The organism is Pseudomonas sp. FG-3G (assembly GCF_901007645.1).
Classification (GTDB): Bacteria; Pseudomonadota; Gammaproteobacteria; order Pseudomonadales; family Pseudomonadaceae; genus Aquipseudomonas; species Aquipseudomonas rhizophila.
In genome coordinates this window covers 83,144-104,996 of sequence record NZ_CAAKGZ010000029.1, presented here as the reverse complement: position 1 = coordinate 104,996, position 21,853 = coordinate 83,144, and the positions used below count along the sequence as shown (strand labels likewise).

Below are 21,853 nucleotides of genomic sequence, written 5' to 3'. Positions count from 1 at the left end.
GCCGGCTCTTGTGGCGAGGGAGCTTGCTCCCGCTGGGCTGCGCAGCAGCCCCAGAAACAGTTGATTCAACTTATCTGGCACACCGAGGTGGCAGGTTTGAGGGCCGCTGCGCGCCCCAGCGGGAGCAAGCTCCCTCGCTACAAGGTTTTGCTGCTAGTTCGCTCCTGGATCCGCCACCAAGCGCCCGCCATCATTGGTCAGGGCTTTGAGGAATTCGGTCTGTAACTCCGGATCATTGCGGGTCAGTTCGATCAGGCTCTGTTCCAGCTCGCTGGCCTCTTCTTCAAGCCCCAACTCCGACAGCCGCTTGACCCGATGAACCCACTGGCTCACCTCGTCATCTTCCAGATCGTCGTAGATCAACCCATGGGCTTCCACCAGCTTGCTGCGCAACGTGCTGCTGATGCTCAGGGACGAGTCGGTGTGTACCTCATCCAGGGCGTCCGTCACGCTGATCTGCAACTTGCCGAAGTGGCTCAGATCATGCTCGGCGAACGGGCTTTCCAGCAGATTCAAACGCAACACGCCATTGCGGTCGGTGCTCAGTTCGAAGGTTTGCCGGGCAGCCTTGACCTGTACCGGGCGTTCGCTCCAGGGCAGGCTCGTGTGTTCGACGCGTTTGTCGCGTTGCACTTCGTCGATTCCGGCCAGGTTCTGCTGGGCGCGGCCATGGGACGGCACGTTCATGAATGGATTGAGCCCGGCGAAGCCGTAGCTGATCCAGTCTCGAGTCGCGCTCTCTGGGAGGTTGCCAAGAGCGAACACATTGACCACATTGGCGCCGACACCCGCCACCACTGCCACCGCGCCCAGCGGAATTTCGTAAACTTCGCGCCAGGGCTGATACGGCGTATAGCGATCATAATGGCGGGTGACTTCGAATTCGGTGACTTCGAAGGTCTTCTGCTCATTGATCCGCACCCGACGTTGCGGCAGTTCGAGTACTTTGGGCTCGCCCACTTCGATATGCAGGCTATGGTCGAGCAGTTTGCGCTCGACCCGCTCTTCGTGCTCGCTGCGTTGCGACATTTGGTTGGCACAGCCGCTGACCAGCAGGGCGCCGCACAGCGCGGCGCCCCCGAGGCCTAAGGTGTTTCGCTTGAACATGACGTCTCTATCTGGTGTCAGCGGCGGATACGGGCCTGGAGGAACGACAGCACGTCAGCGACCGGCAGCGCTTGCGGCTCGGCCTCGGTGCGACTTTTGTATTCCAGGTTGCCTTCGGCCAGGCTGCGGTCACTGACGACGATCCGATGCGGGATGCCGATCAGCTCCATATCTGCGAACTTGATGCCGGGGCTGGTTTTTTTGTCGCGGTCGTCCAGCAGCACTTCGAAGCCGGCCGCCGTCAGTTCGGCGTAGAGCTTGTCGGTGGCTTCGCGAACCAGTTCGGTCTCGTAGCGCAGCGGCACCAGGGCAATCTGGAATGGCGCCAGGGCGTCGCTCCAGATGATCCCTTTCTCGTCGTTGTTCTGCTCGATGGCCGCGGCGACCACGCGGGATACGCCGATGCCGTAGCAGCCCATTTCCAGGGTCACCGGCTTGCCATTCTCGCCCAGCACTTCGCACTTCATGGCTTTGCTGTACTTGTTGCCCAGCTGGAAGATGTGCCCGACTTCAATGCCGCGCTTGATTTCCAGGACACCTTTGCCGTCCGGGCTCGGATCGCCGGCCACAACGTTGCGCAGGTCGGCCACGGCCGGAACCGGCAGGTCGCGCTCCCAGTTCACGCCGAAGTAGTGCTTGTCATCGATGTTGGCGCCGATGGCGAAATCGCTCATCAGCTCCACCGAGCGGTCGATGATGATCGGCAGCGGCAGGTTCAACGGGCCGAGGGAGCCGGCACCGGCGCCGATGGCGTCGCGCAGTTCGGCGTCGGTGGCCATGACCAGGGGGCTGGCAACGCCAGGCTGGTTGCCGGCCTTGATTTCGTTCAGCTCGTGATCGCCGCGGATGATCAGGGCGATCAGCTTGCCTTCTTCTTCGGCGCGCACGATCAGGGTCTTGATGGTGCGTTCGATCGGCAGGTTGTAGCCTTCCACCAGTTGAGCGATGGTCTTGGCGTTTGGCGTGTCCACCAGGCGCAGTTCTTCGGTCGGTGCAGGGCGGGAGGTTTCCCGTGGCACGGCCTCGGCTTTCTCGATGTTGGCGGCGTAGTCGGAGCCGTTGCTGAAGACGATGTCGTCTTCGCCGGACTCGGCCAGTACGTGGAACTCGTGGGAGCCGGCGCCTCCGATGGAACCGTTGTCGGCTTCAACCGGACGGAATTTCAGGCCCAGGCGGGTGAATACGTTGCAATACGCCTGATGCATGCGATCGTAGGTGACTTGCAGCGAGGCCAGGTCGGTGTGGAACGAGTAGGCGTCCTTCATGATGAATTCGCGGCCGCGCATCAGGCCGAAGCGTGGACGGATTTCATCACGGAATTTGGTCTGGATCTGATATAGGTTGATAGGCAGCTGCTTGTAGCTGCTCAACTCGTTGCGCATCAGGTCGGTGATCACTTCTTCGTGAGTCGGGCCTGCGCAGAAGTCACGACCGTGACGGTCTTTGATGCGCAGCAACTCAGGGCCGTACTCCTCCCAGCGCCCCGATTCCTGCCATAGCTCGGCCGGCTGGGTGCCCGGCATCAACACTTCCAGAGAGCCGGCGGCGTTCATTTCTTCGCGAACGATGGCTTCTACCTTGCGCATCACACGCAGACCCATCGGCAGCCAGGTGTACAGGCCCGAGGCGAGTTTGCGGATCATGCCGGCGCGCAGCATCAGCTGGTGGCTGATCACGACGGCGTCGGAAGGCGTTTCTTTCTGTGTGGCGAGCAAAAATTGACTGGTGCGCATGGTTGGCCGTTGTCGGTTGCTGATGACGAGAAGTGACGGAGCATTGTACGGGCGAGATGCCCTGGCGTACAGGCGCGTGGCCGGTCGCCAGGCATGAGCGCCGGTTTCGCCGGCGCTTGCTGGAAGTTTCCTACGATTCTTGCGCAGGTCGCGTGGGTGTCGGCTCCGGCTCCGAAGCCGAGCCTGAACCCTGGCGGCGGTTTTCCTGATACCAGTGCAAGGCAATCAGTAACAGGGTCGGAACCCCCAGCAAGGCGGTGATCAGGAAGAAGTCGTGATAGCCGAATTTCTCCACCATCACCCCTGAGTAGCCGCCGATCAAGCGCGGCAGCAACAGCATGATCGAACTCAGCAGGGCGTATTGGGTGGCCGAGAACTTCAGGTTGGTCAGGCTCGACAAGTAGGCGACGAACGCCGAAGTGGCCAGGCCGGAGCTGAAGTTGTCCAGGGAGATGGTGACAACCAGCATCTGCAGGTTGGCGCCCATGTCGGCGAGCATCAAAAACAGGATATTGGTGCCGGCGGAGGCAACGCCGCCGATAAACAGGATCGGCAGGATACCGAAACGCACGATCAACAAGCCGCCCATGCCGGCGCCGACGAGCGTCATGATCAGCCCGAAAATCTTGCTGACGCTGGCGATCTGGTCCTTGGTGAAGCCTTGGTCGATGTAGAACACGTTGGCCATGACGCCCATGACCGTGTCGGACATCCGGTAGGTGGCAATCAGCCCAAGCAGCAACAGGGCCTGCCAGCGGTAACGCAGGATGAAATCGTTGACCGGTGTCAACACCGGCGCCAGCCCGCGGCGCCCCATGGCCGAAAGGCACAGGGCTGTCAGGGTGATATAGAGAATGGCCCGCAGGAAGGCGCGGTCTTCGAGCAGCAGGTCCAGCAGGCTGACGCCTTCGAACAGGACACTGGCAAAGTCGGTGTTATAGAGCTGGGTGAACATCGCCGGTACCGACACCAGCAGCACGATGAGTACGAACACCGAGGCCAACTGGTGGACGAAGCTATAGCGACCGGCCTGCAACTGGGTGCGTAGCGGTACCGGCGGTTCGCGCATGAATAGCGAGGTGAGCAGAGCAGGGACCATCAGCGCGCCGAACAATAGATAGGTGCCTGCCCAGGCCGAGTGCTTATAACTGAAACCGGTGGAGCCGAACCCTTCGGCAAAGAACAGTGCGCCCGCGGTGGCCAGCAATGCCGCGATCCGGTACCCGGACATGTAGCTGGCGGCGAGGGCCGCCTGGCGGGTGTCGTCGGCGATCTCCAGGCGATAGGCATCGACGGCAATGTCCTGGGTGGCCGACGCGAAAGCCACGATCACGGCGATGGCGATCAACCATGACAGGTGCTTTTGCGGGTCGCAGAAGCCCATGCCGATCAGGCCGAGGATCACCAGAGCCTGGGAGAGCACCAACCATGAACGCCGACGGCCGAGTTTGCCCAGCAGCGGCAGGCGCCATTGGTCGAGCAGGGGCGACCAGACCCATTTAAAGGCATAGGCCAGGCCGATGAGGCTCGCGTAGCCAATAGTCTCGCGGGCCACGCCAGCTTCGCGCAACCAGACCGAAAGCGTGGAAAACACCAGCATGTAGGGCAGGCCGGCGGCGAAGCCAAGCAGCAACAGCACGAGCGTCGAGGGACTGGCATAGGCGGCGAGGGCGGCGCGCCAGGTTTTACGGGGCATGGGCTGGAGTCTGCCTCAAAAATTGCGAAAACAAAGCGCGCACTCTAACCGCTGTGCTCTACCGGGCGCCAGCCATGGCGCTGAATATCAACACGATTATTCAGGACACTCACCCCTTCCGTGCGCAGGCGCGCGCGTTGTTCATCCCCTGAGGCGCTGCCGGCCGGCAGGCTGATCCGACCGCCGGCAGCCAATACTCGATGCCATGGCAGCTTTGTGTCGTTCGGCAACTGACTGAGGGTACGCCCTACCCAGCGCGCCGCTCGGCCCAGACCGGCCATCTCGGCGAGCTGACCATAGGTCACGACCTTGCCGGCCGGCACTTGTGCCAGGGTCAGGTACAGGGTGGTGCGGCGGATCTGGGCGGCGTTCTCTGGGGCCGCGGGAGCATCAGTCACGTTCAGGTGTCCTGGGCAAGGGCGTATTGCCGTTTGTAGATTAAATCCCGCAAGGTTGGTTGAGAAATGAACTCATTACAAATACTTCGGTCAGTCCTTGCTAAGGTGTCGTCCCGGGGGATAATGCCGCCTTTTTACCGCAAACTTGAGCTCTTTATACGCTTATGTTGTCTAGAACCCTGCTATGCCTAGCTGTCACCAGCGCCTCCATGCCATTGCTTGCCGATACCGTCTGGTTGAAGAACGGCGACAAGCTCAGCGGCAAGATCACCGTTTTCGATGGCGGCAAGTTGCTGATCCAGACCGATTACGCCGGCGCGATTCCCATCGACTGGAAACAGGTCAAGACTCTTGAGAGCGACCAGCAATTGCTGGTCAAGCAGGATGCCTACACCGGCGAAAAAGCCAAGGCGCTGCAGGCTGCCGAGGACGGCAAGGTGACCCTGGCCAACGGCGACGGACCCAAAACCGTCGAGTTGGCCAGTATCCAGCAAATCCTCAAACCCAAACCGGTGGTCGAGGATCTGGTGTGGAAGGGCAATATCGATGCTGCCCTGGATTATCAGCGCGCGGAAAACGATACCGATGATTACGACATCGATTTCAAGACCTCGGCACGCCACGGCAGATGGCGGCATACCGCCGAAGGCGAATACAACCGTGAGTTCCAGGATGACGTGGTTTCCACCGACAACTGGAGGTTGGAGTATTCCCTCGACCGCTTCCTGACGGAAAAATGGTTCTGGCAAGGGCGCCTGAATTACAAGCGCGACAAAGTCGAAGAGCTGGCTCGCCAGCGCGTGGTGGGTACCGGTCCGGGCTATCAGTTCTGGGATGACGAACTGGGGGCTTTCTCGTTGGGTTCGCTGTTCAACCGCACCGATTACGAATACCGCGATGGTGGCACCGACAACTTCTATTCCATCGCCATGAAGTGGGACTACAACCGCTACCTGATTGGCAAGCGCGTCGAGTTCTTCACCAATGGCGAAGTCGGCAAGCCGCTGTCCAGTGTTGCCGAATATGCCTACGACGCCGAGGTGGGGCTGCGCTACAAAGTTACCGACTGGGCTTCGCTCAACCTCAAGGCCGAGAAAGATGTCATTGAGGGCACCGAAGACAGCGACTTGAGCAAGACGCGCTACACCGCAGGGTTTGGCGTGACCTGGTAATCCCGGGCTAGCAACCAACCCGTGTGGGAGCGAGCAGGCTCGCTCCCACATTTTTTTTGTGCGTGGGCAAAAACACACAGGCACAAAAAAGCCCCGCTTTTGAGGGCGGGGCTTTTTACTAAAGCAAGGACAAGTTAGATAACTTGAACTTCTTCAGCTTGCATGCCTTTCTGACCGCGGGTAGCGATGAAAGAAACCTGTTGGCCTTCTTTCAGGCTTTTGAAGCCGTCGGATTGGATTGCTTTGAAGTGAACAAACAGGTCGTCACCGGATTGTGGAGTGATGAAGCCGAAGCCTTTTTCATCGTTGAACCACTTAACGGTACCAGTTTGGCGATTAGACATGGTGTAACTCCTTGAACAAAGATAACTGCGACTCAGGAAGAACCCTGGCCGAGACTGAGTGCAAAGAGCAGGAAAAATTCTTGTAGATGGTTGGATCGAAATTCAACATATCGTGTAGAGATTCTCAGTGACACAAGCAACACAGTGACGTCACCTTAACCCTTTTTCCTGAATGTGCCAATGGTCTTTGCGAAGGTTTCTCGGTTTTGGTGACTGACGGCCAGCGGTATTGCCGTCAGGACCAGGAAATCAAGGTGGATCGGCGAGATTTACGTCCCGCACTTTGAACCCGGCCTCGCGCCCCGGTAAGATGCCGGACGTATTTTTTCCACCTCGCTATTTCAGGAAACCGCCATGAGCATCAAATCGGACAAGTGGATTCGCCGCATGGCGCAAGAGCACGGCATGATCGAGCCCTTCGTCGAGCGCCAGATGCGTGGCGAAGGCGCCGATCGGCTGATTTCCTTCGGCGTCTCCAGCTACGGCTACGATGTGCGCTGCGCCGATGAATTCAAGGTGTTCACCAACATCAACTCGGCCACCGTGGACCCGAAGAACTTCGACGAGAAGAGCTTCGTCGACGTCAAGAGCGACGTCTGCATCATTCCACCGAACTCATTTGCCCTGGCACGCACCGTCGAGTATTTCCGTATCCCGCGCAACGTGCTGACCATCTGCCTGGGTAAAAGCACGTACGCGCGCTGCGGCATCATCGTCAACGTCACGCCGCTGGAGCCTGAGTGGGAAGGCCATGTGACCCTGGAGTTCTCCAACACCACGACCTTGCCGGCAAAAATCTATGCCAACGAGGGTGTGGCGCAGATGTTGTTCCTCGAGTCCGATGAGGAATGTGAAGTGTCCTACAAGGATCGTGGTGGTAAATATCAGGGCCAGCGCGGCGTAACGCTACCGCGTACCTGATTCTGACGAACAGTTTGAATTCCTGGGCGGGCAGGCACTCTATGGGGTGTACTGCCCGTTTTTTTTGCCTCAGCGCAGCGGGCCTTCGCCCAGGAGTTGCTCTATGAAGATCGATCCGCGAATCAGTGCCGAACTGGCAAAGCTTGAGCCCAATCAGATCGGTGTCATGGCTTGGTCATTGCTGGCCCACCCTGCCGAAGCGGCGGGCGGTATTCCAGGCCAGCCTGATCCCGATACCCCCAACGAACAGCCCCTCGAACCCAGCGAACCCGGTGAACCCACCCTGCCGGATGAGCCGCCTCCTGCGCCTGTTGCCTGATCGCAAAATGGCCCGTCAGTGGAAAGCACGTGTGCTTCAACTGACGGGCCATATTTCGTTATCCCCAATGACAAAGATCCTGCAGTCATTGTCCTGTTCGACCCGATGACCCCCTGTGAATGCGCCAAAGGCCGGTAGCAGGCTGATGTCGCTGGCCAGCCGGAAGCAGGCCAGGCGCAGCCGTTGCCGTCCTTTGCCGCTCAGGTGGTAGACAGGATGCACATGGCCCGCCAGGACGTGGCGGCTGGGATGCGGATCGGGCTCATGTTGTACGGCGAAAGGTCCGAGCAACAAAGGCTCCGGCACGACCCGGATGTTCAGCGCTGGCGGCGGGTCGCCGGCACGTTTGTCGTGATTGCCGCGAATCAGCGTCATGGCCAGGTGCTGATGTCGTTCACGCCAGCTACAGAGGGCCTTCAAGGTGCCTGGTGCATGGGAACCTGGACCGTGGAGAAAGTCCCCTAGGAAGATCAGCTGGCGACATGGCAGGCTCGCCAGTAGCCCGTCCAGCACGGCGATGTTGCTGGCCGTCGTACCATGGGGCACCGGTTGGCCAAGGCTGCGATAAGCAGCGGCCTTGCCGAAATGCACATCGGCGACCATCAGGGTTTGCTGGGCAGGCCAGTACAGGGCTTTTTCCGGCAATAACCAGAGTTCTTCGCCGGCCAGGCTGACGGGATAGGGCGCCGGCATCAGGCGTCACCACGATCAGCGGTCGTTTCCAGTTCGCTGACCATCCGCCGGATGCGATCGGCGAGCTTCTCCGAACTCATGCTTTCCCTGAATCGCTCCACCAGCAAGGGGAATCCCAGTGGGGTGGGCCGTTTAATGGCATGCAGGTCGAGCTTCAAGGTATTGAGGCGTTCCAAGGTCTGCTCCAGTCGACGTATATCCAGTTCTTCACGCAGGACCTCTTCCCCGGCCTGGGCCAGCAAGAGGTTGTCGGTGTCGTATTGCTTGAACACCTGAAAGAACAACCCGCTGGACGCCTGGACTTGACGGGTACTTTTTGGCGCGCCGGGATAGCCGGCAAATACCAGTCCGGCGATCCGCGCGATTTCGCGAAAGCGTCGAAGCGCCAGCTCTCCGGCGTTCAGGCTCGCCAGCACATCGGCCAGCAGGTTGTCGACGCTCAGGAGTTCCGGCCCCAGGTGCTGCGTCCAGTCCAGTGCCGTGGCACTGAGCAGTTCCAGGCCGTAATCGTTCACCGCGATGGAAAACGTCACCGGCTGTTGTCGGCTGACGCGCCAGACCAGCAGGCTCGCCAACCCCAGATGAACCTGGCGCCCGGCAAAGGGATACAGAAACAAATGCCAGCCCTCGCGGGATTTGAGGCGCTCGGCCAACAATGTTTCTTGCGTGGGTAAACCGGACCAGCGTTGTTGGATCGATAACAAGGGCTGCACGGCGCTCATCTCCGGGCCCTCGAAGCGGCCCGTGGCGGCCTCGCTCAGACGGGCCACGACGGCGCCGGCCAGCTCGCTGGAAAGCGGCATCCGCCCGCCGTTCCAGCGCGGCACGGCGGCTTTTTTGGCCTGGCTGCGTCGCACGTAGGCGGTCATGTCTTCGACGCGGACCAATTCCAGCAAGCGTCCGGCAAACAGAAAACCATCTCCAGGCCGCAGGCGAGCGATGAAGCCTTCTTCCACGCTGCCCAAGGTCTTGCCGCCACCGCCTTTGCTCCAGAACTTCAATTGCAGGCTGGCATCGCTGACGATGGTGCCGATGCTCATGCGATGTCGTCGGGCCAGTCGCGCATCGGGGACTCGCCACACGCCGTGTTCGTCCGGCTCGACCCGCCGGTAGTCGGGATAGGCGGTCAATGACAGCCCACCATGGCGCACGAAGGCCAGGGCCCAGGCCCATTCGGCTTCGTTGAGGTCCCGATAGGCCCAGGCGCCGCGCACTTCCTCAAACAGCTCGTCAGGCAGGAAACCGCCGCCCAGGGCCATGCTGACCAGATGCTGGACCAATACATCCAGCGGCTTGTGGGGCGATTCCCGGGGTTCGATGCGCCGCTGAGCCACGGCGTCTTGTGCGGCGGCGGCTTCGATCAGCTCCAGGCTGTGGGTCGGCACCAGCGTGACCCGCGAGGTCCGCCCCGGCGCATGACCAGAACGCCCGGCGCGCTGCATCAGCCGCGCCACGCCTTTGGCCGAGCCAATCTGCAGGACCCGTTCGACTGGCAAGAAGTCCACCCCCAGATCCAGGCTGGAGGTGCAGACCACCGCCTTGAGCTGCCCGTCCTTGAGGGCCTGCTCTACCCAGTCGCGAGTTTCCCGGGACAATGAACTGTGATGCAGCGCGATCAGCCCGGCCCAGTCCGGCCTGGCTTGGAGAATGGCCTGATACCAGATTTCCGATTGCGCCCGGGTGTTGGTGAAAACCAGGCAACTGCTGCTGGCGTCTATTTCAGCAATGACCTGGGGCAGCATCTTCAGGCCGATGTGGCCGGCCCACGGAAAACGTTCGAGGGCCGGGGGGAGCAGCGTATCGACCCGTAGCGCCTTGCCGTTGGCCCCCTGCACGCTGATGCCATTGCCTTGCGGGATTAATACCTGTTCGGCGTGGGCCTGGTTACCCAAGGTGGCGGACACACCCCAGACGATGAGGTGGGGATGCCAGCGCCGCAAGCGCGCCAATGCCAATTGCAACTGCACCCCCCGTTTGTTGCCGAGCAACTCGTGCCATTCATCCACCACGACCATGCGCAGCGTCGAGGTGGCCGTTTGCGCATCGGCACGGGCGAGCATCAGGGTCAGGCTTTCGGGCGTGGTGATCAGCGCGGTGGGCAGACGCCGACCCTGGCGGGCGCGTTCGCTGGCGCTGGTGTCGCCGGTGCGCAGGCCGACGTTCCATGGAATCTGCAGCTCTGCCAGTGGTGCCTCGAGGGCTTTGCCTGTATCGGCGGCCAGCGCGCGCATCGGCGTGATCCACAGGACCGTCAGCGGTTCGGTCACTGGTTTGCGTTTACGGGGTTTATCCGGCGGTGGCACCGCGCGGGCGAACCGGTTGAGCGCCGCGAACCACACGGCGTAGGTCTTGCCGGCCCCGGTGTTGGCGTGCAACAGCCCGGATTCGCCGCGTTTGACGGCAGCCCACACTTGTTTTTGAAAGGCGAACGGCTTCCAGCCGCAGGCGCTGAACCACTGGTTTGCGTAGTTGTTGGATGTCGCCATACCCGCCGCGTGCGCCCTGAAAGTCCTCTTTCAGTGACCGCGGTGAGGGATGAAAGGTTTAATGAAGAAAATCGTGGCGAGGGCGCTTTTGTGGCGAGGGAGCTTGCTCCCGCTGGACGCGCAGCGTCCCCAGCAGTGTGTCATCCAGCGCCTGGGGGCTGCTTCGCAGCCCAGCGGGAGCAAGCTCTCTCGCCACAGAAGCAGTCTTTCAGGTTTGTCGGGTTTATTTCAGGTTGCCACTGAGAAACTGCTGGAGCCGCTCGCTTTTGGGATTGCCCAGCACGTCTTCCGGCGCGCCTTCTTCTTCCACCAGGCCCTGGTGCAGAAACAGCACCTGATCAGACACCTTGCGAGCGAAGCTCATTTCGTGGGTCACCATGATCATGGTCCGGCCTTCTTCGGCCAGGCCCTGAATCACCTTCAAGACTTCTCCCACCAACTCCGGGTCAAGGGCCGAGGTGGGTTCGTCGAACAGCATCACCTCCGGCTCCATCGCCAGGGCGCGGGCGATGGCCACGCGCTGTTGCTGACCACCGGAGAGGAACGCCGGGTACTGCTCGGCCACTCGCGCCGGCAGGCCGACCTTGTCGAGATAACGACGGGCACGGTCTTCGGCTTCCTGCTGACTGACGCCCAACACCCGGCGCGGCGCCATGGTGATGTTTTCCAGTACGCTCATGTGGCTCCACAGGTTGAAGTGCTGGAAAACCATGGCCAGGCGGGTGCGCAGGCGCTGCAGTTCCTTTTCGTCGGCCACGCGCATGCCGTGGCGGTCGTTGATCATGCGGATCGCCTGGCCGTCCAGGCTCATTGCGCCGTCGTTAGGTTGTTCCAGAAAGTTGATGCAGCGCAAAAAGGTACTTTTGCCCGAGCCGCTGGCGCCGATCAGGCTGATCACGTCGCCGGTCCTGGCCTTGAGCGAAACGCCTTTGAGCACCTGATGTTCGCCATAGCTCTTATGCAGGCCTTCGATGGTCAGTTTGTACATGGGGCATGCATCCTCAAGGCGAAAGTAGGTAGCCGCTGCGGTAGGCTTCGGCGCCGGCGATATGGGCGATCACCATGCCGGCAGTGGCCATGCGACGCAGCGAGCGGGCGTACAGCAGCCCGGCATTGCAGCAATGAACGGGGGTGACGGTGTCGTTGATGGGGTCGATGATTTGCGCCACCAGTTGCCCCGCCTCCAGGTACTCCCCGGGCACGGCGCTGTAGACCAGCAGGCCGCCGACCGGTGTCGCCACCGGCTCCACGCCGGCCAGCGGCGTAGCCGGGTAGGGCAGGTCGGGCAAGGGCATCGGTTCGCCGTCAATGGCACCGAAGCGGATCAGGTATTCGATCAGGGCCTGGCAGTCGAGACTCGCCAGGTCGTGGGTGACGTCGCCCTGGCCGCGCAGTTCGACGGTGACCGAAAAACTGCCCAGGGGAATCTCGAATTGTTCGCCGAAGCGCTCCTTGAGTTGCCACCAGAGCAGGGTGAAGCATTCATCGAACGACTGACCGCCCGAATCCGTTGCCAGCAGGCTCGCTTCGGCGCCGATGTAGCGGGCCAGCGGCTCGACCTGGGGCCAGGCTTCGGGGGTGGTGTAGAGATGAGCGACCGCTTCGAAATCACAATGCAGGTCCAGCACCATGTCGGCGTCGCAGGCCAGCCGTTGCAGGACCAGGCGCTGGGATTGCAATTGCGTGCTGGCGGTCTGGCGGGCGAGGGCGTCGCGCAGGTGTTCGCGGATCAGCATCAGGTTGTGCTGTGGATCATCCGTGAGCTGGCCTTCGATCTGGTTGCCGATCTCTTCGCTGAGGTCGACGAACCGGCGGTTGAAATTCTGCCCGCTCTCCATTTCGTAGCGGCCCAGCGGCACCTCCATCAGCACTTGTTCCAGGCCGATGGGGTTGGCCACGGGCACCAGCACGATTTCGTGCCGCAGGTGACCGGATGCCTCAAGCTCGGCCAGACGCTGCTTGAGGTGCCAGGCCACCAGCATGCCGGGCAACTCATCAGCGTGCAGGGACGACTGGATGTAGATTTTGCCGACGGCTTCTTCCGGGCCGAAGTGAAAGCTGTGGATCTTGCGTGCGGTCCCCGGCAGTGGGGCCAGCAGGTCATGAATCTGGTGGCGCATTTGCGTGTATGTCCTGGAACAGAAGCCCTAGTGAGTCGGCCCGAGAAAGGCCAGCCAGCGGCGTTCGGCGAGGCGGAAAAGGCCCACCAGTGCAAAGGTCACGGTCAGGTAGATCAACGCGGCGATACCGAACGACTGGAAGGTCAGGAAGGTGGCCGAGTTGGCGTCCCGGGCGACTTTGAGCACGTCTGGAACGGTAGCGGTGAACGCCACGGTCGTCGAGTGCAACATCAGGATGACTTCGTTGCTGTAGTACGGCAGCGAACGTCGCAACGCCGACGGCATGATCACGTACGCGTACAGCTTCCAGCCCGTCAAGCCATAAGCCTTGGCCGCTTCGACTTCGCCATGGTTCATGCTGCGAATCGCCCCGGCGAAGATTTCCGTGGTGTAGGCGCAGGTGTTCAGGGCGAAGGCCAGGATCGTGCAGTTCATCGCATCGCGAAAGAAGCTGTCGAGCAGGGGCTGGGCGCGCACGGCTTCGAGGCTGTAGATGCCGGTGTAGCAGATCAATAGCTGTATGTAGAGCGGCGTGCCGCGGAACAGGTACGTGTAGAACTGCACTGGCCAGCGTACGTAGACCTTGGGGGAGACCCGGGCGATGGACAGCGGGATCGAGATCACGAAGCCGATCAGCAGCGAGGCGCTGAGCAGCCACATCGTCATGGCCAGGCCAGTGATGTGATTGCCGTCACTGTAGAGGAACGGTCGCCAGTATTCCTGAAGAAGTTCGATCATCGCACCGCCTCCCGTGCACCGGCGGCGTAACGGCGTTCAAGCCAGCGCAGCACGACATTAGACGCGCTGGTGATCAGCAGATAGATCAGCGCCGCGAGCACGAGGAAGTAAAACAGTTGGTAGGTGCTTTTGCCGGCATCCTGGGCGGCCTTGACCAAATCGGCCAGGCCGATGATCGACACCAGCGCGGTGGCCTTGAGCATCACCATCCAGTTATTGCCGATGCCCGGCAGGGCAAAGCGCATCATTTGCGGAAACACCACGAACCGGAAACGCTGGCCACGCTTGAGGCCATACGCCGTGGCGGCTTCGACCTGACCCCGGGGCACCGCGAGAATCGCCCCGCGAAAGGTCTCGGTGAAGTACGCGCCGTAAATGAAGCCCAGGGTGATGACCCCGGCGCCGAATGGGTTGATCTCGATGTATTCCCATTCCATGAAGTCGGTAAAAGAGGTCAGCCAGGTTTGCAGGCTGTAGAAGATCAGCAGCATCAGCACCAGATCCGGCACGCCGCGAATCAGCGTGGTGTAGAGCTGGGCCGGGATACGCAGCAGTTTGACGCTGGACAGCTTGGCGCTGGCCCCCAGCAGGCCGAGCAAAACGCTCAGTAACAAAGACAGGACCGCCAGCTTGATGGTCATCCAGGTGCCCTGCATCAGCAGCGGGCCGAAGCCCTGCAGGCTGAAGGCGCTGAGCCCCAGATTTTGTAGGAGTTGTTCGAACATGGAAGAGGCCTTTGGCAGAAAAAAAGCGCCCATCCGAGGCCGGATGGGCGCTGCGCATTATTTGCCGCTGTACAGATTCAGATCGCCAAAGTGTTTCTTCTGGATCTTGGCGTACTTGCCGTCTTCGTGTAACGCTTTGATACCTTTATCCAAAAGAGCCTTCAGCTCTTTGTTACCTTTCTTGATACCGATGGCGGTCTTGGAAGGCAGCAGTTCGCTGTCCACGGGTTTGCTGACTTCATAGTCACCACCTTTTGGCGATTTCAAGAAGCCCAGTTCAGCCTGCAGCATGTCCTGGATCGACGCATCGAGGCGGCCGGAGGTCAGATCGGCATAAACCTGGTCCTGGTTCTGGTAGGCCTGGGTCTTGACCCCAGCCTTGTCCAGTACGGTTTTGGCATAGGTTTCCTGGATGGTGCCTTGCTCGTAACCGACGGTCTTGCCTTTGAGGGACGCGACATCTTCGCTCAGGCCGGAACCCTTCTTGAACACATACGAGGTCGGGCCGGAGAACAGTTCATTGGAGAAGTCGATGACTTTTTCCCGGGCCGGGGTCACGGTCATGGACGAGATCACGCCGTCGAACTTATTGGCCTTCAGGCCAGGGATCATGCCGTCGAAATCGCTTTCGACCCAGCGGCACTTGACCTTCAATTCTTCGCAGATTGCATTGCCCAGGTCGATATCGAAACCTACCAGGCTACCGTCGGCGGCCTTGGATTCAAACGGGGCATAGGACGGGTCGACACCAAAACGCAGTTCCTTGTATTCCTTGGCCGTGGCGACGCCGGCGGCCATGCACAACGCCAGTGCAGAAAGGGTCAGCAGTGCTTTTTTCATTATTCAATCCCTAAAACCAATATGAGCGCTTGTGGCGCGTAAGTATTGTTACCGGTGAAGGCGAGAACGGTATGACGGCATAAAGGTAGCAATTTCCGAACCAGAGTGCCGAACAAGCGTTTTAAAAACTTTGGCGGCAGCCAGCGGGACGTGATGGTGCGCGGGGATGAGCAGGCTTTAAAAGATGCACCAGGATGGCGCGGACGCTGCTGTTTTTTAGGCCTCGGTATCAGGTCTCAATACCGGACCGCTGTGCGAGGGGGTGTTGCTAAGCGCTCGGCCAAGGGATTGCCCGGTCATTTCGACATATCGGTAGGTGAACATCGACACCAGGACTACCGATCCCGCTACCAGCAAAGCGATGAGGTTGTTGAGCAGTACATTACCGAGGTCCAGGTAGCGAGTCCCGTCGATCACCGGTGCAATGTCAACGCCAACGATTTTCTTCGCCACCATGAATGCCGACACTACGCAAAACAGAACGGCCGCGTGGGTCAGGTAGATGGAATAAGACAACTTGCCGAGAAAACCGAAGCCACGGCCCGCCAACAGCCGCGACACGGCGCCACGATCAAAGGCGAATATCACAACGATGACACCGAACAACGGACTGGCCCACAACTGCTTGCCTGCAAAATCGTTGATCACGAAAATCAGCGCCACTGTCACTGCCGCCACTTCAAGCGTGCTCAATAACCAGGTCTGGGCCCGGCTGGGCTGGGGGAGCCTCAGGTACACGGCGTAAGCCAGACAGCCAGTGAAAAAGTAAGCGAGGCCACGCAGCGACTCGATGGTGAAGAAGGTATTACCGGCATACATCAGCGCCAAGGCCAGGAGCATCACCGTCGCCCATATCCATGTCCTGATGCCGAAAGCGATACACACGATCAGGGCGAAGATCATGTAGGTGTAATACTCGATACTGATGCTCCAGGACGGATAGTTGAATGACAGTGGGTTAGTCAAATGCGTCCAGGATTGCAACAGCAGTGCATTCGGCAGGATTTCAGAAGGGGCGAACTTTCCTGAGAATGGCGCATTGTTGAAGTCCATGCCTTTTTGCGCAGCCCAATATCGACCGCACTCTAACAGTATAAAGACGCCCAACATAAAGAGGTGCAAGGGAAGCAAGCGGAAGGTTCGTGAAATGAAGAACTTTCTAAAGTTAAATTTTACCGAGCTGCCATAGGCGTGCGTCAATACAAAGCCACTCAATACAAAAAAGAAAGATACAAATACTTCAGCGTGACGGAATAACAACCATTCGGTGAAACTACCGCTGACGCGCAAGTGATAGAGCATTACTGAAATGGCCATCAACCCCCTGAAACTGTCCAGTGAATGAAACCGCTGCTCTGCGCGCATGTCAGGCTCCCTTGCTTGTACGATTGGCACGTCTTGGGTTTCACTCCGGTCGCCACGTCATTGGGGCAGCACCCTGGGGAGGGCGGCTGCCCACTCCCTGAATGATGGTATCCCCGTCACTGTTGCATGAAGGGCCTGGCGCAGGATCTGGACGGTTTAAGACACTTAAATAAATAGTGGGCTCTGATGTCACGTTAGCATTGCTATTTAAAAGAGCAAGTCGGTTTTTTATTGTCGTGATAGATACCCTGATGACGCAATTACGGCGTCAGAAAAACTGCTAGTGGGCGGGACATCAATAGTTTTTTTAGAAACGCATAAAACGCCATCTGAATACATATCTTCAAATGCCGTTCATCGACGATTCACACTATTTTTCTCACGCCTGTTACACAGCGACTACTGTATAGAGCGATGATGGCAGAGCGCCAACGCGCCTCAGTTAGATGGTGAAAAGGACATTATGAAACGCATCGCCGTGATATTAACGCTGGCGTTCAGCAGCCTGGCCCAGGCCGCGCCAATGCGCTGGGGCGATGTGCGTGACGGCAGCCTCTATTTGCAGGCAGGGCGCGACGACACCTTGCGCGTCAGTTGGGTGCCGGCCTGGCAAACCGACGCTAATGAAGAACGCATCTACTTGCTCGACGGCCAGGGGCAACTGCGCGACGAGCGTTTTATTCCCGCCAGCGAAGGGAGCGGCAAACAAGACTGGGCATTGCCCGCCAGCGCCGCCAGTTACCGTGTCGAAGTCCCGGGCTATAGCTTCAGGCGCTATCGCTTCGAGCACGACGACAAGACCGTCGCCCTGTTCGCGCCGACGAAAGTGCACTTCAGCGTCGAGACCGCCGCCAACGTCGAGTTGTATTTCAAGGTCCGCGGTGGCGAGCAGGCGACCTTGGCAGGCAAGTATTTCGGCGGCGTCAGGGCTCTGAATGCCGAGCGCCTGGGCGATGGCAAAACAGTCGAACTGAGGCTCAAGCCCTACCAGGAGTACCCGAAGTTCGACCAGGTTGCCTTACCCGTCAGCGATAGGGATCAAGACTGGCGCTTGCGCCTGCAAGGTAGAGGCAAAGCGGCCTTCTGGCTGGACGGCACCGCCAACCTGTTCGCCCAGCGCCCGCAGCACCTGCAGCCGCTGCGGCAGGACAGCGGCCGCACCGAGCTGGCCCTGCACCCCGACATGCTGGGCCCCACGCCGCGCCTGGGCTTGGCCTTGCCCTACCTGCTTCCACCGCCGGCAAGCTACAGCGCGCTCGACGCGCTCAAGCCCCGTGCGGGCAGCTTTTACAGCGCCGTCGACATCATGGCCGCTGACCCCCATTACGAAGATGCCTTCAGACGTTTTTATCTGGAACGCGGTGGCATTGATACGAACATCACCTTGCTGGCCGCCACTGGGCGTAAGGCCGACCTGAAGGCCAACAGCCAGAGCAACGCCGGCCTTAACGCCTGGCTGGCGGCCACCGTAGCCCTGGGTAGCGGCACGCACTACCTCTCGTTTGCCGACGAACCCAATTACAACTATCCCGACTATGCGACGTACAAGCACTTCTTCGACGCCATGTATCGTCAGGTGCTCGACTACCCGGGGGCGCGGGAGGCCGGTGTGCGCATCGCCATGCCCGCCAGCTCGCGTTTCGTCAACGGACCGTTTACGCGACGAGGCGCCCAGCACCGTGGCATCGACTGGGCTCGGCGAATGCTCGACGAATCGGCAGCACAAATCGATGCCTTGGCCTGGCACGAGTGGATGATTCGCGACCTGCTGGCCACACGGGTCTACCGCGACTCCGTGCGCCGGGCTGCCGAAGTCGTCGGCCTGCAAGCCAATGGCCGGCCACGCAAGGCGCTGTTGCTGGACCAGACCAATATCTCCAGTGGCTCAAGCGTGAGCCCCTACGAACAGGAGACGCACTTCGCATCGCTCTGGTGGGCCTCGGTTGCGATCAACTCAGCCCAGGATGGTTTGCTCGACGTGCTCAATTGGTTTCAGGCCGCTGACGATCCGCACCACCTCAAAGGCATGATCCGCCTGCCAGGACCCGATCGCTTCGAGCTCAAACCGGTAGGCTTGGCGCAGCAATTCATCCAGTCGCACTGGCTCGATCAGGTTCTGCGTATGGACAACAGCGCGTTCGAGGTCGATGCCCTGGCGATGGCCCGCGGCAACGAACGCAGCGTGCTGGGGGTAAACAAGGGCGACCGTCTGCAACGGATCAGCCTGCAGGGCGCAGGCACTGCCTGCCCATCCCTCGCCCTTTTCGGTCCTGATAGCCGCCAGCGCGATGCCCCTGTCCAGTGCCGGGATGGACGCATACGTTTTGAAGTACCGGGTGAAAGTATTTTCGCCTTGATGTGGAGGGCGTCATGACACGGGCCGACGCTGGCCCTGTTCGGAGGAGAACGGTCAACCTTTCAACAGATCCTGAAGCGTCGCCAGCGTGTCAGCCTCCTCGACGCTTTTGTCCTGGCGCCAGCGCAGCATCCGCGGGAAGCGCACGGCGATCCCACTCTTGTGGCGTTTGGACAAGGCTATACCTTCGAAGCCCAGCTCAAAAACCAGGGTCGGCGTGACGCTGCTCACCGGGCCGAACTTCTCCACGGTGGTCTTGCGCACGATGCTGTCCACCTGACGCATTTGGTCATCGGTCAGCCCCGAATACGCCTTGGCGAACGGCACCAGTGTGCGTTCGCGGCTGCCCGGCGGGTTGTCCCAGACGGCGAAGGTGTAGTCGCTGTACAAGCTGGCGCGGCGGCCATGCCCGCGTTGCGCATAGATCAGTACCGCGTCGACACTGAATGGGTCGATTTTCCACTTCCACCACACGCCCATGTCCTTGGTCCGGCCAACGCCGTACAGCGCGTCGCGGGCCTTGAGCATCATGCCTTCGACGCCGAGGCTGCGGGACGCTTCGCGCTGCCGGGCGAGGTCGAACCAATCCTTGCCGGTGATGATCGGGGAGGGCAACAGCACCGCGCTGCGGCAGTGGGCAATCAGGGTCTGCAGTTGTTCGCGGCGCTCGGTCTGCATACGACTGCGCCAGTCCTCGCCTTGCCATTCCAGCAGGTCGTAGGCCATCACCACCACGGGGGCGTCTTCGAGGACTTTCTTGCCCAGGGTTTTGCGGCCGATGCGTTGTTGCAGCAGGGCAAAGGGCTGCACCCTCGGTTCCAGCGGCGCATCCGGATCGAAGGCATCCGCGGTGGTTGGCGGCGCGGCTTTCCATACCACGATTTCGCCGTCGATCACCGTGCCGTCGGGCAACGCCTGCGCCAGGCTGTGCAATTCGGGGAAGCGCTCGGTGACCAGCTCTTCGCCCCGGGACCAGACCCACAAATGGCCATCGCGCTTGACCACCTGGGCGCGGATTCCGTCCCACTTCCATTCCACCTGCCAGTCACTGGCCGGTCCCAGCGTCGTGTCGAATTGCTCCACCGCTTGCGATAACGCATGAGCCAGGAAGAACGGATAAGGCTGGCCGCCGCGCTGGGCGTGCTCATCAGCGGATTCGGCAGCGATGAGCTTGAGGTAGCCTGCAGCGGTCGGACGATGGGACAGGTCGGTATACCCCACCAGCCGCTGGGCGACTCGTTTGCTGTCCAGCCCGGCCATGGCCGCCAGCGCGCGTGTGACCAGCAACTTGGACACGCCCACGCGGAAACTGCCGGTGATGAGTTTGATGCACAGCATCAGGCTGGCTCGGTCGAGTTGCGCCCACAACGCCGGCAACCGCACCGCCAGCACCTCGGGCGATTCACCGCGCAGCGGCAGGAGTTTCTCTTCGATCCACAGCGCCAGGCCTTCGTCGGAACGCTGAGGTGATTCTGGCAGGACCAGTGAGATGGTTTCAGCCAGATCACCCACGGCTTGATAGCTTTCTTCGAACAGCCACAGCGACAACCCGGATATCTGCACCGCCAGTTCCCTCAAGGTCTTGACCGGCACCAGTTGTCGCGGGCGCCCTCCAGACAGGAAATACACGGCCCACGCTGCGTCCTGGGGCGGGGCCTTGGTGAAGTAATCCTGCATGGCGGCGAGCTTGGCATTGCTGGAGGTGGTGGCGTCCAGTTCGGCATACAACTGGGCGAAGGCTTTCATGACGCGTCCTCGTCGGTGGCGCTGCCTGAGTCTTCTTCATCGTCACCGTATTCGGTGCTGAAGCCTTGGGCATCCAGGCCTTGCTCGCACAAATGGCGCACCAGTACGCCCACTGAACCGTGGGTGACCATCACCCGCTCGGCGCCGGTCTGTTCGATGGCCCAGAGCAAGCCGGGCCAATCGGCGTGGTCGGACAGCACAAAGCCGCGATCCACGCCGCGTCGCCGACGGGTGCCCCGCAGGCGCATCCAGCCGCTGGCGAAGGCGTCGCTGTAGTCACCGAAACGGCGCATCCAGGTGCTCCCACCGGCAGAGGGGGGAGCGATGATCAGCGCCTGGTTCATGATTGGGTCGTTCTTTTTGATGTCGCCGGCATAGATCGTCGCTGGCAAACGGATCCCGGCCTCGCGATAGACCCGGTTCAGGGGTTCTACCGCACCGTGGGCCAGGATCGGACCCAGGCTCGCGTCAATTCCGTGGAGAATCCGCTGGGCTTTGCCGAAGGAATAGCAGAACAGCACGCTGGCCCGGCCGACGGCAATGTTGCCGCGCCACCACTGATTGATTTCGTCGAAGACCTGCGCTTGAGGCTGCCAGCGATAGATCGGCAGGCCGAAGGTGGATTCGGTAATGAACGTATGACACTTCACCGGTTCGAACGGCGCGCAGGTGCCGTCGGGTTCGACCTTGTAGTCCCCGGACGCCACCCAGACCTCGCCTTTATATTCCAGGCGCACCTGGGCCGAACCCAGCACGTGGCCGGCAGGATGAAAACTCAAGCTCACGCCGTGATGCAGCAAGCGCTCGCCGTAGGCCAGGGTTTGCAGGTTGATGTCCTGGCCCAATCGCGAACGCAAAATGCCTTCGCCGGGGGCCGCTGCCAAGTAGTGTTGGTTGCCACCACGGGCGTGATCGCCGTGGGCGTGGGTGATGACCGAATGTTCCACCGGACGCCAGGGGTCGATGTAGAAATCTCCGGGCGGGCAGTACAGGCCTTCGGGGCGGGCAATGACAAGATCCATGCATTCACCGGGAAGATGGGCTTGTCTGGTAGAGGCGGGGGCGGGAGGAGAAGTTCTATCGGGTTTGGTGCC

The 21,853-nt window shown here is 60.6% G+C and carries 19 protein-coding genes; 4 read left to right on the top strand and 15 right to left on the bottom strand.

Annotated elements, in window-relative coordinates; translation table 11 throughout:
* Window positions 1–153: 153 nt before the first annotated feature.
* The 4 genes from PSEUDOMOFG3G_RS20695 to PSEUDOMOFG3G_RS20680 all read right to left on the bottom strand — a co-directional run bounded on the left by PSEUDOMOFG3G_RS20695 (window position 154) and on the right by PSEUDOMOFG3G_RS20680 (window position 4,961).
* Window positions 154–1,107 carry a hypothetical protein gene (locus tag PSEUDOMOFG3G_RS20695; RefSeq protein WP_139051015.1) on the bottom strand — a complete coding sequence of 318 codons (954 nt, stop codon included), beginning with the start codon at window positions 1,105–1,107 and terminating at the stop codon, window positions 154–156.
* Between the two features lie 17 nt (window positions 1,108–1,124).
* Window positions 1,125–2,840, bottom strand: coding sequence for a proline--tRNA ligase (locus tag PSEUDOMOFG3G_RS20690; protein WP_047228431.1), 1,716 nt, complete (start codon window positions 2,838–2,840; stop codon window positions 1,125–1,127).
* A 130-nt stretch (window positions 2,841–2,970) separates the two neighbouring features.
* The gene (locus PSEUDOMOFG3G_RS20685) at window positions 2,971–4,536 is read right to left on the bottom strand and encodes an AmpG family muropeptide MFS transporter (protein ID WP_139051014.1); all 1,566 of its coding nucleotides are present in this window, start codon (window positions 4,534–4,536) and stop codon (window positions 2,971–2,973) included.
* Between the two features lie 44 nt (window positions 4,537–4,580).
* On the bottom strand, window positions 4,581–4,961 hold the full coding sequence (locus PSEUDOMOFG3G_RS20680; RefSeq protein WP_171061418.1) for an MGMT family protein: 381 nt from the start codon (window positions 4,959–4,961) through the stop codon (window positions 4,581–4,583).
* A gap of 137 nt (window positions 4,962–5,098) precedes the next feature.
* Between PSEUDOMOFG3G_RS20680 and PSEUDOMOFG3G_RS20675 the strand changes: the two genes are divergently transcribed.
* The gene (locus tag PSEUDOMOFG3G_RS20675; protein ID WP_047228428.1) at window positions 5,099–6,106 is read left to right on the top strand and encodes a DUF481 domain-containing protein; all 1,008 of its coding nucleotides are present in this window, start codon (window positions 5,099–5,101) and stop codon (window positions 6,104–6,106) included.
* Window positions 6,107–6,240: 134 nt separating this feature from the next.
* Here PSEUDOMOFG3G_RS20675 and PSEUDOMOFG3G_RS20670 read toward each other — a convergent pair whose 3' ends face one another.
* Window positions 6,241–6,450, bottom strand: coding sequence for a cold-shock protein (locus PSEUDOMOFG3G_RS20670; protein WP_002554837.1), 210 nt, complete (start codon window positions 6,448–6,450; stop codon window positions 6,241–6,243).
* Between the two features lie 354 nt (window positions 6,451–6,804).
* On the opposite strand from PSEUDOMOFG3G_RS20670, the gene dcd reads away from it, so the two are divergent.
* Window positions 6,805–7,371 carry a dCTP deaminase gene (dcd, locus tag PSEUDOMOFG3G_RS20665; RefSeq protein WP_003184751.1) on the top strand — a complete coding sequence of 189 codons (567 nt, stop codon included), beginning with the start codon at window positions 6,805–6,807 and terminating at the stop codon, window positions 7,369–7,371.
* A gap of 103 nt (window positions 7,372–7,474) precedes the next feature.
* Window positions 7,475–7,690 carry a hypothetical protein gene (locus tag PSEUDOMOFG3G_RS20660; protein WP_047228427.1) on the top strand — a complete coding sequence of 72 codons (216 nt, stop codon included), beginning with the start codon at window positions 7,475–7,477 and terminating at the stop codon, window positions 7,688–7,690.
* 36 nt (window positions 7,691–7,726) lie between these two features.
* Here the strand turns inward: PSEUDOMOFG3G_RS20660 and pdeM are convergent, their stop codons facing one another.
* From pdeM to PSEUDOMOFG3G_RS20620, 8 genes are all read right to left on the bottom strand, one after another.
* Window positions 7,727–8,383, bottom strand: coding sequence for a ligase-associated DNA damage response endonuclease PdeM (gene pdeM, locus PSEUDOMOFG3G_RS20655; protein ID WP_047228426.1), 657 nt, complete (start codon window positions 8,381–8,383; stop codon window positions 7,727–7,729).
* A complete protein-coding gene (locus PSEUDOMOFG3G_RS20650; RefSeq protein ID WP_139051013.1) occupies window positions 8,383–10,869 on the bottom strand; it encodes a ligase-associated DNA damage response DEXH box helicase in 2,487 nt (828 codons plus the stop codon). Before PSEUDOMOFG3G_RS20650 ends, pdeM begins: the two co-directional genes overlap by 1 nt.
* A gap of 223 nt (window positions 10,870–11,092) precedes the next feature.
* Complete coding sequence (locus PSEUDOMOFG3G_RS20645) at window positions 11,093–11,857, bottom strand: ABC transporter ATP-binding protein (RefSeq protein ID WP_047228424.1); 765 nt, start codon at window positions 11,855–11,857, stop codon at window positions 11,093–11,095.
* Window positions 11,858–11,870: 13 nt separating this feature from the next.
* Entirely contained in the window at window positions 11,871–12,989 is a 1,119-nt protein-coding gene (locus tag PSEUDOMOFG3G_RS20640) for a succinylglutamate desuccinylase/aspartoacylase family protein (protein ID WP_139051012.1), read from the bottom strand.
* Between the two features lie 27 nt (window positions 12,990–13,016).
* Window positions 13,017–13,727: an ABC transporter permease gene (locus PSEUDOMOFG3G_RS20635; protein ID WP_047228422.1), complete on the bottom strand. Its 711-nt coding sequence runs from the start codon at window positions 13,725–13,727 to the stop codon at window positions 13,017–13,019.
* Complete coding sequence (locus PSEUDOMOFG3G_RS20630; RefSeq protein WP_047228421.1) at window positions 13,724–14,452, bottom strand: ABC transporter permease; 729 nt, start codon at window positions 14,450–14,452, stop codon at window positions 13,724–13,726. The genes PSEUDOMOFG3G_RS20635 and PSEUDOMOFG3G_RS20630 overlap by 4 nt, the downstream gene beginning before the upstream one ends.
* Before the next feature lie 57 nt (window positions 14,453–14,509).
* Entirely contained in the window at window positions 14,510–15,292 is a 783-nt protein-coding gene (locus tag PSEUDOMOFG3G_RS20625; protein WP_139051011.1) for a transporter substrate-binding domain-containing protein, read from the bottom strand.
* A 216-nt stretch (window positions 15,293–15,508) separates the two neighbouring features.
* A complete protein-coding gene (locus tag PSEUDOMOFG3G_RS20620) occupies window positions 15,509–16,657 on the bottom strand; it encodes an acyltransferase (RefSeq protein WP_139051010.1) in 1,149 nt (382 codons plus the stop codon).
* Between the two features lie 463 nt (window positions 16,658–17,120).
* Between PSEUDOMOFG3G_RS20620 and PSEUDOMOFG3G_RS20615 the strand changes: the two genes are divergently transcribed.
* Complete coding sequence (locus PSEUDOMOFG3G_RS20615) at window positions 17,121–19,031, top strand: hypothetical protein (protein WP_139051009.1); 1,911 nt, start codon at window positions 17,121–17,123, stop codon at window positions 19,029–19,031.
* Between the two features lie 36 nt (window positions 19,032–19,067).
* On the opposite strand, the gene PSEUDOMOFG3G_RS20610 is transcribed toward PSEUDOMOFG3G_RS20615, so the two are convergent.
* Together PSEUDOMOFG3G_RS20610 and PSEUDOMOFG3G_RS20605 are read right to left on the bottom strand one after the other, a co-directional pair.
* Window positions 19,068–20,759 carry an ATP-dependent DNA ligase gene (locus PSEUDOMOFG3G_RS20610; protein WP_139051008.1) on the bottom strand — a complete coding sequence of 564 codons (1,692 nt, stop codon included), beginning with the start codon at window positions 20,757–20,759 and terminating at the stop codon, window positions 19,068–19,070.
* Window positions 20,756–21,781 carry a ligase-associated DNA damage response exonuclease gene (locus tag PSEUDOMOFG3G_RS20605; protein ID WP_139051007.1) on the bottom strand — a complete coding sequence of 342 codons (1,026 nt, stop codon included), beginning with the start codon at window positions 21,779–21,781 and terminating at the stop codon, window positions 20,756–20,758. Before PSEUDOMOFG3G_RS20605 ends, PSEUDOMOFG3G_RS20610 begins: the two co-directional genes overlap by 4 nt.
* Between the last annotated feature and the right edge of the window lie 72 nt (window positions 21,782–21,853).

Coding starts and splice junctions, on each gene's coding strand:
- PSEUDOMOFG3G_RS20670 (WP_002554837.1), bottom strand. CDS start 6,450: ATGTCTAATCGCCAAACTGGTACCGTTAAGTGGTTCAACGATGAAAAA.
- PSEUDOMOFG3G_RS20685 (WP_139051014.1), bottom strand. CDS start 4,536: ATGCCCCGTAAAACCTGGCGCGCCGCCCTCGCCGCCTATGCCAGTCCC.
- PSEUDOMOFG3G_RS20620 (WP_139051010.1), bottom strand. CDS start 16,657: ATGCGCGCAGAGCAGCGGTTTCATTCACTGGACAGTTTCAGGGGGTTG.
- dcd (WP_003184751.1), top strand. CDS start 6,805: ATGAGCATCAAATCGGACAAGTGGATTCGCCGCATGGCGCAAGAGCAC.
- PSEUDOMOFG3G_RS20645 (WP_047228424.1), bottom strand. CDS start 11,857: ATGTACAAACTGACCATCGAAGGCCTGCATAAGAGCTATGGCGAACAT.
- PSEUDOMOFG3G_RS20640 (WP_139051012.1), bottom strand. CDS start 12,989: ATGCGCCACCAGATTCATGACCTGCTGGCCCCACTGCCGGGGACCGCA.
- PSEUDOMOFG3G_RS20695 (WP_139051015.1), bottom strand. CDS start 1,107: ATGTTCAAGCGAAACACCTTAGGCCTCGGGGGCGCCGCGCTGTGCGGC.
- PSEUDOMOFG3G_RS20625 (WP_139051011.1), bottom strand. CDS start 15,292: ATGAAAAAAGCACTGCTGACCCTTTCTGCACTGGCGTTGTGCATGGCC.
- PSEUDOMOFG3G_RS20615 (WP_139051009.1), top strand. CDS start 17,121: ATGAAACGCATCGCCGTGATATTAACGCTGGCGTTCAGCAGCCTGGCC.
- PSEUDOMOFG3G_RS20660 (WP_047228427.1), top strand. CDS start 7,475: ATGAAGATCGATCCGCGAATCAGTGCCGAACTGGCAAAGCTTGAGCCC.
- PSEUDOMOFG3G_RS20630 (WP_047228421.1), bottom strand. CDS start 14,452: ATGTTCGAACAACTCCTACAAAATCTGGGGCTCAGCGCCTTCAGCCTG.
- pdeM (WP_047228426.1), bottom strand. CDS start 8,383: ATGCCGGCGCCCTATCCCGTCAGCCTGGCCGGCGAAGAACTCTGGTTA.
- PSEUDOMOFG3G_RS20690 (WP_047228431.1), bottom strand. CDS start 2,840: ATGCGCACCAGTCAATTTTTGCTCGCCACACAGAAAGAAACGCCTTCC.
- PSEUDOMOFG3G_RS20605 (WP_139051007.1), bottom strand. CDS start 21,781: ATGGATCTTGTCATTGCCCGCCCCGAAGGCCTGTACTGCCCGCCCGGA.
- PSEUDOMOFG3G_RS20650 (WP_139051013.1), bottom strand. CDS start 10,869: ATGGCGACATCCAACAACTACGCAAACCAGTGGTTCAGCGCCTGCGGC.
- PSEUDOMOFG3G_RS20675 (WP_047228428.1), top strand. CDS start 5,099: ATGTTGTCTAGAACCCTGCTATGCCTAGCTGTCACCAGCGCCTCCATG.
- PSEUDOMOFG3G_RS20635 (WP_047228422.1), bottom strand. CDS start 13,727: ATGATCGAACTTCTTCAGGAATACTGGCGACCGTTCCTCTACAGTGAC.
- PSEUDOMOFG3G_RS20610 (WP_139051008.1), bottom strand. CDS start 20,759: ATGAAAGCCTTCGCCCAGTTGTATGCCGAACTGGACGCCACCACCTCC.